11 protein-coding genes are annotated in these 14,307 nt (G+C 50.7%); 5 read left to right on the forward strand and 6 right to left on the reverse strand.

Annotation, left to right across the window (positions count from 1 at the left end; all coding sequences use genetic code 11):
- Positions 1 to 257 precede the first annotated feature (257 nt).
- The 5 genes from IMY23_RS13030 to panC form a co-directional block, all read right to left on the reverse strand.
- Positions 258 to 938, reverse strand: a complete 681-nt coding sequence (locus IMY23_RS13030) for a zinc metallopeptidase (protein WP_192822503.1) — start codon at positions 936 to 938, stop codon at positions 258 to 260.
- A gap of 12 nt (positions 939 to 950) precedes the next feature.
- Positions 951 to 1,448: a D-glycero-beta-D-manno-heptose 1-phosphate adenylyltransferase gene (gene rfaE2, locus IMY23_RS13035; RefSeq protein WP_192822504.1), complete on the reverse strand. Its 498-nt coding sequence runs from the start codon at positions 1,446 to 1,448 to the stop codon at positions 951 to 953.
- Between the two features lie 314 nt (positions 1,449 to 1,762).
- The gene (locus tag IMY23_RS13040; RefSeq protein ID WP_192822505.1) at positions 1,763 to 2,773 is read right to left on the reverse strand and encodes a lysylphosphatidylglycerol synthase transmembrane domain-containing protein; all 1,011 of its coding nucleotides are present in this window, start codon (positions 2,771 to 2,773) and stop codon (positions 1,763 to 1,765) included.
- A gap of 21 nt (positions 2,774 to 2,794) precedes the next feature.
- Positions 2,795 to 3,142, reverse strand: a complete 348-nt coding sequence (gene panD / locus IMY23_RS13045; RefSeq protein ID WP_192822506.1) for an aspartate 1-decarboxylase — start codon at positions 3,140 to 3,142, stop codon at positions 2,795 to 2,797.
- Between the two features lie 76 nt (positions 3,143 to 3,218).
- Positions 3,219 to 4,079, reverse strand: coding sequence for a pantoate--beta-alanine ligase (gene panC / locus IMY23_RS13050; protein ID WP_192822507.1), 861 nt, complete (start codon positions 4,077 to 4,079; stop codon positions 3,219 to 3,221).
- 142 nt (positions 4,080 to 4,221) lie between these two features.
- On the opposite strand from panC, the gene IMY23_RS13055 reads away from it, so the two are divergent.
- The 5 genes from IMY23_RS13055 to IMY23_RS13075 all read left to right on the forward strand — a co-directional run bounded on the left by IMY23_RS13055 (position 4,222) and on the right by IMY23_RS13075 (position 13,097).
- Complete coding sequence (locus tag IMY23_RS13055; protein WP_192822508.1) at positions 4,222 to 5,034, forward strand: glycogen/starch synthase; 813 nt, start codon at positions 4,222 to 4,224, stop codon at positions 5,032 to 5,034.
- Positions 5,018 to 6,442 carry a DUF4270 family protein gene (locus IMY23_RS13060; RefSeq protein ID WP_192822509.1) on the forward strand — a complete coding sequence of 475 codons (1,425 nt, stop codon included), beginning with the start codon at positions 5,018 to 5,020 and terminating at the stop codon, positions 6,440 to 6,442. The genes IMY23_RS13055 and IMY23_RS13060 overlap by 17 nt, the downstream gene beginning before the upstream one ends.
- Positions 6,443 to 7,093: 651 nt before the next feature.
- On the forward strand, positions 7,094 to 8,932 hold the full coding sequence (glmS, locus tag IMY23_RS13065) for a glutamine--fructose-6-phosphate transaminase (isomerizing) (RefSeq protein WP_192822510.1): 1,839 nt from the start codon (positions 7,094 to 7,096) through the stop codon (positions 8,930 to 8,932).
- A gap of 887 nt (positions 8,933 to 9,819) precedes the next feature.
- Positions 9,820 to 11,820 carry a DUF1800 domain-containing protein gene (locus tag IMY23_RS13070; protein ID WP_192822511.1) on the forward strand — a complete coding sequence of 667 codons (2,001 nt, stop codon included), beginning with the start codon at positions 9,820 to 9,822 and terminating at the stop codon, positions 11,818 to 11,820.
- An 11-nt stretch (positions 11,821 to 11,831) separates the two neighbouring features.
- Positions 11,832 to 13,097, forward strand: a complete 1,266-nt coding sequence (locus IMY23_RS13075) for a DUF1501 domain-containing protein (RefSeq protein ID WP_192822512.1) — start codon at positions 11,832 to 11,834, stop codon at positions 13,095 to 13,097.
- Between the two features lie 530 nt (positions 13,098 to 13,627).
- On the opposite strand, the gene IMY23_RS13080 is transcribed toward IMY23_RS13075, so the two are convergent.
- The gene (locus IMY23_RS13080; RefSeq protein WP_192822513.1) at positions 13,628 to 14,305 is read right to left on the reverse strand and encodes a 3-hydroxyacyl-CoA dehydrogenase family protein; all 678 of its coding nucleotides are present in this window, start codon (positions 14,303 to 14,305) and stop codon (positions 13,628 to 13,630) included.
- Positions 14,306 to 14,307 lie beyond the last annotated feature (2 nt).

Raw genomic sequence — 14,307 nt, forward strand, 5'->3', positions numbered from 1 at the left:
TTTCTATAAAGCGCTTACCTCCTGAAACTTGTAGGAGCTACGGCAAAAGCCCTGGCGCTCTTAAGAATGGCCGCCTAAGTTTCCGTTTTCGGGCTCATTTCCAGAAACGGGGCCAAAAACGGAAAGCGCGCTGCCCCACCAGGTTTCCAGGAAATTCACCCTGCTTAGTTCGCAAAACCAGCCTTTGGCAAATTCACGGCATAAAAAAAGAGGTCAGCTTTCACTGACCTCTTTAACAGAATTTACCGAAGAAGGTTCTAGTCTCTGCGGCCCAGCAAGAAGGATGCGTAGTACAGCAACGTTGCCAGGGAACCGATGGCGGCTACCACATAGGTCATGGCGGCCCACTTCAAGGCGTCTTTGGCCATGCCGTGCTCCTGTACCGTCACCACGCCGCGCGTGTCCATCCAGGCCAGGGCGCGCTTGCTGGCATCAAATTCCACCGGCAGGGTGATAAAACTGAACAAGGTAGTCAACGCGAACAGCGCCACGCCAATAGCCAACGGCAGAACGGTGGTCTGAATCAACAGAATGCCTATCAACAGAATCCATTGCATATATTTACTGGCCACGCTCAAAGCCGGCACCATGGCCGACCGGAACTTCAGGAAGGTATACGCTTTGGCGTGCTGCACGGCGTGCCCGCACTCGTGGGCGGCTACGGCCGCGGCGGCGGCGCTTCGGCTATCATACACGGCCTCGCTCAGGTTCACGGTTTTGTCTGCCGGGTTGTAATGGTCAGTTAACCGGCCGGGCGTGGAAATCACGCGCACATCGGTAATGCCGTTGTCGGCGAGCATGAGTTCGGCTATCTCCCGGCCTGTTAGGCCAGAGCTCAAGCCCAGTTTAGAGTACTTCTCAAATTTGCTTTTCAAGGTCCAACTGACAAGTGCTGACACCAGCATCATGCCAATCATTATAATCCAAATGCCTCCCATAGTATCTTACGTTTAAAGGTTAGGGTGCTGGCTGGCCACGGCTTTCGCCACCACCTGTGTAGTAGAATACCCCTTCACCAACGGAATGGTTTTAACCTGGCCCCCGTTCTGGAGGACCACGTCATGCCCCACTATCTTCTCCACGGTGTAATCATCGCCTTTCACCAAAATGTCTGGCTGCACGGCTTTGATGAGTTCATACGGCGTTTCCTGGGCAAACAGCACTACCGCGTCTACAAACCAAAACCCTGCCATGACCCGTGTGCGTGACATTTCGTCTTGCAATGGGCGGTTAGGCCCCTTTAACGTACTGACAGATTGGTCAGTATTGAGGCCCAGCACCAGTTTGTCGCCCAGCAGACGGGCGCGTTCCAGGTAGTCTACGTGGCCCACGTGCACAATGTCAAAGCAGCCATTGGTGAAGACTATTTTCTCCCCGTTCGCCCGCCAGGTTTCAAGTTGGGGCAGCAGTTGGTGTAGCGTAAGAATTTTCTCCTGTGAAGGCAGCATGTTTCTGTTGAGGTAAAGCGGTAGTTAGAGCATGTTTTAATTTGTCTTTTGCGCTGCAAACAGGCATCAAAAGAACCTGGCATCTCCTTTTTCTCTCACCGTAGCGCTGCTACGCTGCTCAAAAAACGCTTCGCCAGAACCTTTCGCTCCCAGTTTTCGCTGGCAAAATCAAAATTTAAGCAAGCTCTTAGAAATAATACGAAGAAAAGGTCTTCTTAGTATGAAGTTGGGCCGAGAGGAAGAAATTGGGGAAATCCTGTTTTTGGCTCCGTTTCCAGAAATGAGCCCGAAAACGGAAAAAAACAGTATGACTGCTACGTTAGCGCCGCCGCTGTTTTCTTGTTGTTGGCCAAACTCACCAGCAAACTGATCACGCCCATGGTCACTACCAGAATGGCCTGCGTGGTATGCACCAGCAAGGCATAGGCCATGCCCGTGTCTAGCGGAATGGCATACAACAACAGAGCCGTGCGCACCAGAATATGGTACACCCCAATGCCGCCCTGCACCGGCGCCGACATGCCAATGCCGCCTACCACCAGAATAGCCATGCCCGCCTGCCAGGTTAAATGGCTGGTGCCCGGCATGGCAAAAAACGCCAGGTAAGATGTCAGGAAATAGGTGAACCAAATAAACAAAGTGTGGAAAACGAACGCGCCCTTTTGGTCCATCTTGCGCACGCTAGCAATGCCCTGCCAGATGCCCCGCATGAAGTGGCTTATTTTCTTGAAAAGGGAGTTTTGCCGAAGGCGTTTGATGTTCTTGAAGATATACCAACCCATGATGAGCGCGCCGGCCAGGCCTACGGCCATTAGAATGTAGAGCGTTTGCAGGTTGGCTTCCAGGCCTTTGTATTTAGACGAGAAGATTTCCTCAAAAAACCCGTGCAGGCGGTCAAACTCCAGCAGCAGCGTGAGCCCAATGCAACTCACCAGCAGCAGCAAGTCCAGCACCCGTTCTGTGATGACCGTGCCCAGCGACGTGTTCACCGGCACATTGGCCGAGCGCTTGAGAAAAGTACATCTGATTACTTCGCCGGCCCGGGGCAGGACAATGTTGGCCAGATAGCCCACCATGAGCGCGTGGTACGTCTGCCCCAAACTAGGATGATACCCCAACGGCTTGAACTGCATGCGCCACCTAACAGCCCGGCTCAGGTACCCCGCCACAGAAATAAGCAGCGTGGCCCCAATCCAGAAGTAGTTCACCTGCCCCAATTCTTTCTGCACCGCGGCAAAATTGATGCTACGCAGGGCGTACCACATCAAAAAGACAGACACCGCCAGCAGCAGCACATATTTGAGGATGTTGACTACTTTCTTCATGCAGGGAACAGGGCCGCCACGCTAAACTAAGCGGTTGTGCTGGTCTGGGAAAATAACGGTGGGCTCGTGGGAACGGGCGTCTTTGAAATCAATGAGGGCGTAGGAAATAATGATGATGATGTCACCTACCTGCACCTTGCGGGCGGCCGGACCGTTGAGGCAAATCATGCCGCTGCCGCGCTCGCCTTTAATAATGTAGGTCTCAAAACGCTCCCCGTTGTTCACGTTCACAATGGTCACCTTTTCATGGGGCACCATGTTGGCGCCGTCCAGCAGATCTTCATCTATGGTAATGCTCCCCACATAATGTAATTCCGCCTGCGTTACCTTAGCCCGGTGTATCTTGGATTTAAGAACTTCAATCTGCATCAAACTCTAATCTAAACGTCTGCAAAGGTAAAGAATATTTGTGAGAGAAACGGATGCGCCCCACCGCCGGGAATTTCTATGAATTGGCTTGTGGTTGTAAGAGCAGGTTGTCAATCAAACGCACCTCGCCCAGGAACGCGGCCAGGCACAGCGCCACCTCCTGCCCGGCCGTGAGGTCAGGCACCGGTTGCAAAGAGCGCGCGTCCACCACTTCCAGGTATTCCAGGCTCATTTCTGGAAATGAGGCCAAAAACGCAACCGCCGCCTGCTTGGCTTCTTCTACAGAGGCCGCGGCCTGTAACTTGGCTTGCGCTATTTGCAGGGCTTCATACAACTTGGGCGCCACGGCCCGCTGCGCCGGGGTAAGCCGCCGGTTGCGTGAGGACATGGCCAAGCCGTCTGCTTCCCTTATAATGGGGAAACACACCAACTCCAGGTCAAAGCTCAAGTCCTGCACCAATTGCCTGATGATGGCAAACTGCTGCAAATCTTTCTGCCCGAAGAACGCCTGGTGCGGTTTCACCAGATGAAACAGCTTGCTCACCACCAAGGCCACGCCGTTGAAATGCCCGGGCCTGTGGGCCCCTTCCATCACGCGCTCCAATTCCCCAAAATCAAACGACAGCTTGGCCTGGTGCCGGTACATCTCCTCTGGGCTGGGCGCGAAGAGCACGTCGCAGCCTGCCTGCTCCAGCATTTCCGCATCGGCGCCCAGGAGCCGCGGGTACAGCCGGTAGTCATCTGCGTTGTTGAACTGGGCGGGGTTCACAAACACGCTGCAGACCGTGACATCATTCTGCCGGTTGGCGGCGCGTATAAGTGAGAGGTGGCCGTCATGCAGGGCGCCCATGGTGGGCACAAAGCCAATGCGCTTGCCTTGCTGGCGCAGCCGCTCGGTATGCTGCCTGATATCAGATAAAGAAGTGAGCTGCAACATGGGCTGGGCGGTTGTTAAATGGTTTTGACAAAAGCGGCAAAGGTAGGATTTTATTCAAATAAATTGAGAATCAGCCAATAATTGCTTAATTTTGCATCTCGCAATAACTATTGCCTGTTTTTATCTTATTCATTCCAACCCTATGTCCAAATTGAGAATCTTATACGCGGCCACTGAGATTGATCCTTTCCTGCAGTCCACAAAAGTAGCGGAATTCCTGAGGATGTTGCCACAGGCCATGCAGGAACGCGGGATGGAAGTCCGGATTTTTGTTCCCCGTTTTGGGTTGATCAATGAGCGCAAGAACCGGTTGCATGAAGTGGTACGGTTATCTGGCATCAACATTGCCGTGGGCGAAGAAGAGAAACCTCTCATTATCAAGGTGGCATCTATCCCCAATGCCAAGCTTCAGGTTTATTTTATTGACAACGAAGACTATTTCCACCGCAAATCCGTTTTGGTGGACAAAGACAATAAATTTCACGCAGACAATGATGAGCGTGCCATCTTCTTCTGCAAAGGTGTTCTGGAAACGGTGAAAAAACTAGGTTGGGCCCCAGACATTGTGCATTGCAACGACTGGATGACCAGCTTGATTCCGCTGTACCTGAAGACTACGTACAAGAACGACCCTATTTTCAAGACCTCTAAATCTGTGTTCTCGGTATACAACAGTGAGTTTGCCCATAAGTTTGAGGGAGACCTGCTGGAGAAAGCCAAGATGCTGGACATTGAGGACGAAATGCTGGCCAATTTGCGTGCGGGTGACTTTGAGGCGTTCATCAAGATGGGCTTGCAATACGCAGACTCAGTGATCAAGGCCCCGGAGGATTTCAGTGACAACCTGAACGCGTTGTTCCAGGAGTACAACAACACCAAGCAGATCACCACCATTCATCAAGACGAAAACACGTTAGATTCTTACTTCAACCTATATAATGAACTTGCGAATTAGCAAAGCCGCCGCGGCCCTCTTTCTTTCGTCTTTCCTGTTTTCTTCCTGTGAAGACCCCACGGCCATTGGCCTGGAGCTTCAGGATCCTGGTAGCCAGATTGGCACGTCGTTCACAGACACTGCCACTGTGCAGGCTTCTACCGTGTTGCTGAAAGACAATATTGTGTCTCTAGGCGGCGCCAATACATTGGTAGGTGAATTAACTGACGGGGAATTGGGCACCGTAACCGCTAGGGCTTTCACAGAACTAAGCCTGAACGGGACCAATATCACTTTTGAACCCAATAATGGGGCAGATTCATTGGTGCTGTTCTTAGACTATGGCTACTCTTATGGTGACATTAGAGAACCCATCACCCTGAACGTGCATGAACTGGACGAAAAGATTATTGATGAGGCGACTTACAACACTACTGCTTCTGTAGACTATAAGCCAGAAGTGCTGGGCTCAGTGACCTTTGTGCCTACTCCCAGAGCAACGTACAACGTGGTGAACGCACCCGGTGACACCACCAAGAATCTTCCGGTGACCATTAGGGTGAAACTTGACACCCCGGCGGGCAAAGCCTTGGCCCAGCGCATTATGGCCGAGTCTGGCAAAGACCCGTTGAAAACCCAGCTCGGTTTTACTAACCTCTTGAAAGGTCTGGCCATTGTGCCTGCAGCCAATTCAAATAGCGTGGTGGGTGTACAGATGGCCTCTGCCTATACCAGACTGAACCTGCATTACAAGTCTACCACGGCGAATGCTACAAAAACCCACACGTTCCCTACCACTAACCGGTATTTTAACCAGATATTGAGCACCAGAGCAGGTACTTCTTTGGCTAAATTGACCACGCACACAGACACGGTTTCTTCTAAGTCCACCAACGGGTTGACCTATTTGCAGGCCGGCGCTGGGCTAGTGACCAAATTGGTGTTACCGTACATCAATAACTTCCGGAAAGCGCCCGCTGGCCAGCCCAACGCCGGGCAGCAGCAGGACCTGGTAATTAACAAAGCGGAGTTGGTGATTCCGGTGAAAGCCTCTTCTATTGACACCGCTTACTTTAAACTTCCGCCACTCATTAGCGTGGTAGAGTCTAATGCCATCAATGACATTGCCAGAACCTCCGGTGGGTTCCCTGTGGTATTGGCCATGGAAGGCACAGGCCAACCTGCCATTCTGGAGTACCGGAACAATGATCTGACCTATGTAGTCAACGTGACGTCTTACATGCAGAATGTGCTCTACAACCGGCGCACGAACAATGGTTTGATTCTGTATCCTTCCAACATCACGTCAGATGTAGGAACGCCCGCTAACTTCGGTCAGACCGTGAACCGCGCCATCATTGAAGCCCAAAGCCAGACAGACCCTGCCCGCAGAATAAAACTCAGATTGTTCTACTCCGTGGCAAAATAAAGACGCACTATAGAGTAAAACTTCTTGTAGCACAAGCATCCCTTCATAAAAAAGCCCAGCAATATTCCTTTCTCAAGGATTTGCTGGGCTTTTTGATTTTCATTGAGTCCTTCTGAAACTAGAGCATCAAAGACCGTTTGCGTTGGCAATTGCTCCTGTTTCTTACAAACTTCTGAGTAAGTACAATCTCTTCTGCACCGGCCAACACTTTAAACAAATCCTCTTTCTTTAGTATCAGCTTTGTAGCTAAAAACCTCTCTTATATCTTCTCCAACTGTCTTTTTATAATTACTAAATCAACCTTCCCTCCTCTTCCGCCTTACAGAAGAAATACATGACCTATGGAACGTATATCTTTTAAATAACCTTAAGGATTGACTCGCCGTATTGGCACACTCTTTCAACCCACAATGAAAGGCTTTGAATAATTATAAAACCTCCTTTCAAATCAAGCAATAACTAAAAGTAAATGAATTCAACCTTATGTCAAGCAATATAGGATAAGGTATATTTTAATAGCATAAAAGATAATAAATAAATTTAAATAGTGTTCTTAAAAAAATTTATTTGCACTTACAGAAGACAATAGAACTTTTCCTCGTTTAAAAATCCTTAATTTTACAAATAACTTTATTCCAATTTTCAAAAAATATGTGTGGAATTGTAGCATATGTTGGGCAGCGTGAGGCTACCCCTATCATCCTTAAAGGTCTTAAACGTTTAGAATACCGCGGATATGACAGCGCGGGGATAGCACTGCTGGTTGACGGCGAACTGGAGGTCTTCAAAAAGAAAGGCAAGGTTGCTGACCTGGAAGCCTACATTGGTGAACGCAATACCAGCAGCCACATTGGCATTGGCCATACCCGTTGGGCTACCCACGGCGAACCAAATGATGCTAACGCTCACCCGCACTATTCCAGCTCAAAAAAGATAGCCATCATCCATAATGGTATCATTGAAAACTATGCGTCCTTAAAAACGCACTTGATCAACAAAGGCTACGAGTTCCACAGCGACACTGACTCTGAGGTGTTTGTGAACCTGATTGAAGACATAAGAGAGAACAACCACGTGTCTTTGGCCGAGGCTGTACGCCTGGCCTTGCATGAGGTAGTAGGTGCCTACGCCATTGTGGTGATCTCCCATGATGCCCCCACAGAGTTGGTGGCCGCCCGTAAAGGTAGCCCGCTGGTGATTGGCATTGGCAAAGGTGAGTATTTCCTGGCTTCAGACGCCACGCCTATCATTGAATATACCAATGAAGTGGTGTATCTCAATGACTTTGAGATTGCGGTGATCAGAGACGGTCAGCTAGACATCAGAACCAGGGAAGATGTGGTGCAGACGCCCTATATTCAGACCTTGGAGATGGAACTGGAGTCTATTGAGAAAGGCGGGTATCCGCACTTCATGCTGAAGGAGATTTTTGAGCAACCCCGTTCTATCTTGGACAGCATGCGCGGCCGCTTAGTGGCCGAAAACACGCAGCTGACCATGTCCAGCATCAGGGAATACGCCACCAAGTTCAAGAACGCCGACCGCATTATTATTGTGGCCTGCGGAACCTCTTGGCACGCTGGCCTGGTAGCAGAATACCTGATTGAAGAATTGGCTCGCATACCAGTAGAAGTAGAATATGCTTCTGAATTCCGGTACCGCAATCCCATCATTAGGGAAGGTGACATTGTAATTGCCATTTCGCAGTCTGGCGAAACCGCTGACACCTTGGCGGCACTGGAACTGGCTAAATCCAAAGGTGCCCTTATTTTTGGGGTATGCAACGTGGTGGGTTCCTCTATTGCCCGTGCCACCGATGCCGGCGCGTACACGCACGCCGGTCCGGAGATTGGCGTGGCCAGCACCAAAGCCTTCACGGCGCAGGTAACGGTGCTTTCTTTGATAGCTATGATGCTGGCCGAAATGCGCGGCACCATGGAAACCTCTGCCCTCCGTCAGTTGATGATGGAAATGGAGCAGATTCCGGCTAAAGTAGAGAAAGCGCTGTTGCTGGACAAAGAAGTAGAAGCCATTTCTGAGATCTTCAAAGACGCCACCAACTTTATCTACCTGGGCCGCGGATTCAACTTCCCGGTGGCTTTGGAAGGCGCGCTCAAGCTGAAGGAAATTTCCTACATACACGCAGAGGGCTATCCGGCGGCAGAGATGAAGCACGGACCTATCGCCCTGATTGACGAGAACATGCCCGTAGTGGTCATTGCCACCCGCGACAGTTCTTACGAGAAAGTAGTCTCTAATATTCAGGAAGTTAGAGCCCGCAAAGGCCGTGTGATTGCCATTGTCTCTGAAGGCGACACCGTGATCCCGCAGATGGCCGAGTTCGTGATTGAGGTGCCCAACACCCATGAAGCCCTTACGCCGCTGTTGTCGGTGATTCCATTGCAGTTGTTGAGCTACCATATTGCCGTGATGCGCGGTTGTAACGTAGACCAGCCTCGTAACCTGGCCAAATCTGTGACCGTGGAGTAATCTGCTCAAACAATATAGCAACAAAGAAAGGGAGGCAATTTGCTTCCCTTTCCTGTTTTCAGGGGTTTCCGTTTTCGGGCTCGTTTCCAGAAATGAGCCCTAAAACGGGAATACCAAAACTATCGCAAGTTTAGCGAAGCCTAACTTGTAATTTTTTACTGGATGAGCTTATCAACTCACGTAAGTTTGAATACTTATTTCATGCTTCATTCAACTTGCGGCAGAACTAATAAACAGCTCAAGTTTTTGCGTGAGGGATAGCAGCGGAAAGCCCGCAGCGCCAGCGAGGACTTGCAGCGCATAGCCCGACCCGCAGGGGCACGCCCTTATAATTAGGAATTAAGAATGGGGAATTAGGAATTGAAGGTCAAGAACTTGAGAGCTAACGGGTGAATGAAATGAAATTCCTGTTTTTGGGCTCGTTTTGGGAAATGAAGCCGAAAACAGCGATTGACTTTCCACCAAAAAGACTTTCCGCTTCAACCTTGCCTCGGCCAGCATTCATAGGCTTTCCTCAAAATAGCCGTTCTTTTGTAACGCAGCTTCCTCCAGGCAAGGTGCCGGTTGATTGATTTTTGGGTAAATCCTTCTCCCGTTTTGGCGCTCGTTTCGGGAATTGAGGCCAAAAACGGAAAATTTCCGCTCCCCGCACGTAGGTTCTTCTTTGTAGTATTTTTTAAAGCCTATCTTCCATTCCTAAATTTCTGCATGGGTATTTCAAATCGGCTCTTATTCCAATAGCCAGCAACATAAACCTATTATTAAAAACCCATAACCGTCTCTGAACAAATAAATTAGGCTGGCCCGTTAAACTACCGGCAAAAATTTCAGTCTTACTGAAACAATTGGGCTGGCGCATATCATCCATCGGTTTAACGTTTACCACCATGAAGAAGAACCTACTGCTTTTGCCTTTGCTGCTGCTTCTTCTGTTGCCGTTTAATTTGGCGAAGGCAAACCCTGAGAAGACCTCCCTAAAACTGCCTTTCAAGAAAGCGGGCCTCACCGAGCGGCAGGCGGCGGCGCATCTGCTCAGCCGTTTTACGTTTGGCGCCAAGCCGGGGCAAATTGACGAAGTGGTGAAAATGGGCCTGGAAAACTGGCTGCAGCAACAATTGCTGGCCAATGCCCCCAATCCAGACCTGGAACAGAAACTGGCTCGGTTTGAGGCCTTGAAGATGAACAACCAGCAGATTGTAGCCACGTTTCCGTTTGGCGGGCAGACCCTACGGATGGCAATAAAAGACGGCGTGCTGGAGAAAAATGATATTGGCAAGGGTGAAGATGACCCCGAAGCCCGGAAAGCCTACCGTGCCAAATTAGAGGTGTACATGCAGCAGAAAGGCTTGAAACCAGCGCGTGTGTTGCAGCAGCAAGTGGTGAACCAGAAGATTCTCAGGGCCGCGTATTCCCAAAACCAGCTGCAGGAAGTGCTTACCAGTTTCTGGTTCAACCATTTCAACGTCTCTTTGTCTAACCGCAACGCGGCACCTTTTATTTTGAGCTATGAACGTGATGTGATTAGGCCTAACGTGCTGGGTTCTTTTGAGCAATTGCTACTGGCCACGGCCAAATCTCCGGCCATGTTGGTGTACTTAGACAATTTTAAAAGCACCGTTCCGCAAGACGCCAAACCCAAACTTCAGCGGAAGATAGAGGACCGCATCGTCCAGAAAATGGTGGACAAAACCAGCGCAGATACCTCAGGGCAAGCCGCGCAATTCATGGAGAAATCCTTACAGGCCAGAAAAGCCCAGGGTCTGAACGAGAATTACGCCCGCGAAATCATGGAACTGCACACCTTGGGCGTAGATGGCGGCTACACCCAGCAAGACGTAACCCAGGCGGCGCGCGTGTTCACCGGCTGGACCGTTAACCCGGCCATCAACGGCAAAAACCAGCCGCCCGCCGTCGCCAAAGCCATGAAAGTAGCCAAGGTCACGCAACTCAAAATGGTGCAAGACGGCGATTTCCTGTTTCTCTACAATCGGCATGACCGCGGCGCCAAACAGGTTCTGGGCACTAATTTTCCGGCCGGCGGCGGCTATGAAGAAGGCGTACAACTGATTAAACTCCTAGCGCAACATCCGGCCACGGCCAAATTCATCTCCACCAAATTGGCCGTCAGGTTTGTGAACGATTCTCCCGCGCCCAGCCTGGTGGAGAAAATGGCCCAGACTTTCCAGAAAACCAACGGCGACATAAAAGCAGTGCTGGCTACCATGGTTTCCTCGCCGGAATTCTGGAGCAAAGAGGCGCTGCGCGAAAAAACGAAATCGCCGTTTGAATTGGCCATCAGTTCTGTGAGAAGTTTGAACGCCGACGTGGTCGCGCCCGCGCAGTTAGCCACCTGGATTACCAAAATGGGCGAGCAACTCTACGCCTACCAAGCCCCCACCGGCTTCCCCGACAAAGGCGCGTACTGGATTAACACGGGCTCGCTGCTCAATAGAATGAACTTCGGGCTGGCGCTGGCTTCCAACAAAATACCGGGCGTAAAACTTGATTTAGAGAAGCTGAACCAAAGCCGTGAGCCCGAAAGCGCGCAGGAAGCTTTGACCACCTACGGCCAATTCCTTTTGCCCGAACGTGACTTGACCCAGACCATCAAACAATTGTCACCCGTGTTGCAGGACCCTGCGCTGCAGGAAAAAGTGAACACTGCCGCCAGCAAAACGCCCTCTCCTTATACTACTTTGAATGTAGAGGAAGAGGAAAACACCACGCTGATGGAGGAAACTACTCCGCCCAAACGCAAAAAAAGCAACCGGAAGGGCACCCAAGCTATGGCAGCTAGCAAACCACAGCCTGAACTGACTGAGAAACAGTTTATGCTGGCGCAAGTAGTGGGCGTGTTGATTGGAAGCCCAGAATTTCAACGTAGATAAATTAGAAAGCCATGAAACGGAGAGCATTCTTGAAATCTGGAGCCTTGGCCATGTTTGTAGCCGGCTTGGGCGGCGTGCCTAATTTTCTAGCGCAGGCCGCTGGCAGCCGCAAGCTGCTGTTGCCCTACAAACGAAACAAAATACTGGTCTGCATTTTCCAGCGCGGTGCCATGGACGGCCTGATGGCGGTCACCCCGTTCACCGATGATTATCTCAAGAAAGCCCGCCCTAGCCTATTCCTATCTCCTGCCAAATCTGAGGCGAAACCCTTGCTGGACTTAGACGGGAAATTCGGGCTGCACCCATCCATGCAACCGTTTGAGCGATTATTCAGGGAAAACCGATTGGCCATTGTGCACGGCATGGGCTCGCCCAACCCTACCCGCTCCCACTTTGACGCGCAGGACTACATGGAAACCGGCACACCTTTCAGAAAAGGCACATCCAGCGGCTGGCTTAACCGTGCCGTTGGGTTGCTGGGCCACGAAGCTGCCACCCCATTCCAAGCCATTAGTTTGACTTCGGCCTTGCCGAAAGCGTTTTACGGCGACCATTCGGCGGTGGCCATCAGCAATTTACAGGACTTCGCCATTCAACCGCGCGGGAGCCAGCTAGGAGCCATGGAAGCGGCTAAGAGTTTCGAGGAACTCTATGACCAAACCTCCTCTTCATTACTGAACAAAACCGGCAAAGACAGCTTTGAGGCCATGAAGATGCTGAAATCCGTGGATACCCAAAACTACAAACCGGCCAACAATGCAGCGTATCCCAATAGTCCGCTAGGCAATTCATTGAAACAGATTGCGCAGTTAATTAAGATGGATGTCGGGCTGGAGATTGCTTTTGCTGAATCTGGCGGCTGGGACACGCATTACAATCAAGGCGCGGCGCAAGGCCCGTTTGCCCGTAACGTACAAGACCTGAGCCAAAGCATGACCGCTTTCTGGACGGATCTAGACGCCTACCAAGACGAAGTGGATGTGATGACTATGACCGAGTTCGGGCGTACCGTGAAACAGAACGGCAGCAACGGCACCGACCATGGCCGCGGCTCTTGTATGTTCTTGTTGGGCAACAATGTCAACGGCGGCTTGGTACACGGCAACGTCCCCAACCTCGCCCCAGAAAACCTGGAAGACGGCCGTGATTTACCGGTGACCACTGATTTCAGGAGCATTTTCAGCGAAGTAGCGGGTCGGCATTTGAACATCACCAACCGCAATGTCCTTTTCCCAGATTATGAAGGCGCACCGCTGGGTGTGATGCGGAAAGGCTAAATGATTTCAGGTGAAATAGCATTCCCGTTTTCGGGCTCGTTTTCAGAAATGAAGCCAAAAACAGGAATGCTTTCCTGATATCGCAAAGACAAGGCAGTGCCTTGTCTCTACTCTTATAACTACCGCAAGTTTAGCGTAGCGTAACTTGTGGTAACCAACATGGTGTGTTTATCAACTCACGTAAGTTTATAAACTTACCACGTGTTTAGCCACAAGTTACGCTGCGCAAACTTGCGGCAGGAGATTTATATTTACAAATCCACGCATTCCAGATCATGTAGGGCGTATTGCATACGCCCAATACGGTAACCTTGGCATCACTATTTTCCACGAAGGAAGGACAGCAATACCTGAATAGGAAATACCAAATCGGGAATGCGTCAGGGCGTATGCAATACGCCCCTACAAAATCAATTATGCAGACTCTCCTGTGTAAACACCCCTCTGCAGAGCTGCGCTCGATGCTTCAAACTTCCGTTTGGGCAATCTTCAATGGGAGAATCCGCAATGAATAACGGCTATTACTTCCTCTAAAACTCTTCTCCTTTCAAATACTTAGTCTTCAGCAGCGGGCAGATTTTGTAGCGTTCGTCTTTGGTGTCTTCATAGACGGCCTGCAGCAGTTCATAGACGTTTTTAATGCCAATTTTATTCGCCCATTCAAACGGCCCGAAGGGATAGTTGGTGCCCAGTTTCATGCCTTGGTCAATGTCTTCCTGGGTGGCGGTACCTTCTTGCAGGGTGTAGCAGGCCTCATTGATAATCATGCAGATGACACGCGGCGTGACCATGCCTACACGGTCCTGTACCAGTTCGTAAAGCGTGGCCAGAAAGACGCAGGCTTTGTCCACTTCGCGCTTGGAGGCCTCGCGGAGGACGCTGAGTTCCAGGACTTCACGGTTGAAGAAGGTGGGCAGGGCGTTCATGCCGCAAAGATGGAAGTTCACGGGGCCGTGTTCAGCAGCGAGGGCAGCAAGTTGCAGTTTGGCGGCGTTGCAGAAGACAATCAGTTTTTCGCCGCGGGCAGCGGTATTGTAGTCTTTCAGGCGTTCGGGCTGTTCATGCAGCAGAAAATCGAAGACCAGGTGCGCCTGCGGCAAAAAATGCGCCAGCTCGGCGGGGTCTTGTATGTGCAGGTAGAAGCGGTTAGGAAATTTCAGGCTGAACTCTGCCTCTTGCTCGGGGGTGGCCAACACCAATGTATTCATAT

The organism is Rufibacter sp. LB8 (assembly GCF_014876185.1).
In the GTDB taxonomy this organism is placed as follows: Bacteria; Bacteroidota; Bacteroidia; order Cytophagales; family Hymenobacteraceae; genus Nibribacter.

Excerpts from the sequence above, each read along its gene's own strand:
- IMY23_RS13030 (WP_192822503.1), bottom strand. The coding sequence starts at position 938 with ATGGGAGGCATTTGGATTATAATGATTGGCATGATGCTGGTGTCAGCA.
- rfaE2 (WP_192822504.1), bottom strand. The coding sequence starts at position 1,448 with ATGCTGCCTTCACAGGAGAAAATTCTTACGCTACACCAACTGCTGCCC.
- IMY23_RS13040 (WP_192822505.1), bottom strand. The coding sequence starts at position 2,773 with ATGAAGAAAGTAGTCAACATCCTCAAATATGTGCTGCTGCTGGCGGTG.
- panD (WP_192822506.1), bottom strand. The coding sequence starts at position 3,142 with ATGCAGATTGAAGTTCTTAAATCCAAGATACACCGGGCTAAGGTAACG.
- panC (WP_192822507.1), bottom strand. The coding sequence starts at position 4,079 with ATGTTGCAGCTCACTTCTTTATCTGATATCAGGCAGCATACCGAGCGG.
- IMY23_RS13055 (WP_192822508.1), top strand. The coding sequence starts at position 4,222 with ATGTCCAAATTGAGAATCTTATACGCGGCCACTGAGATTGATCCTTTC.
- IMY23_RS13060 (WP_192822509.1), top strand. The coding sequence starts at position 5,018 with ATGAACTTGCGAATTAGCAAAGCCGCCGCGGCCCTCTTTCTTTCGTCT.
- glmS (WP_192822510.1), top strand. The coding sequence starts at position 7,094 with ATGTGTGGAATTGTAGCATATGTTGGGCAGCGTGAGGCTACCCCTATC.
- IMY23_RS13070 (WP_192822511.1), top strand. The coding sequence starts at position 9,820 with ATGAAGAAGAACCTACTGCTTTTGCCTTTGCTGCTGCTTCTTCTGTTG.
- IMY23_RS13075 (WP_192822512.1), top strand. The coding sequence starts at position 11,832 with ATGAAACGGAGAGCATTCTTGAAATCTGGAGCCTTGGCCATGTTTGTA.
- IMY23_RS13080 (WP_192822513.1), bottom strand. The coding sequence starts at position 14,305 with ATGAATACATTGGTGTTGGCCACCCCCGAGCAAGAGGCAGAGTTCAGC.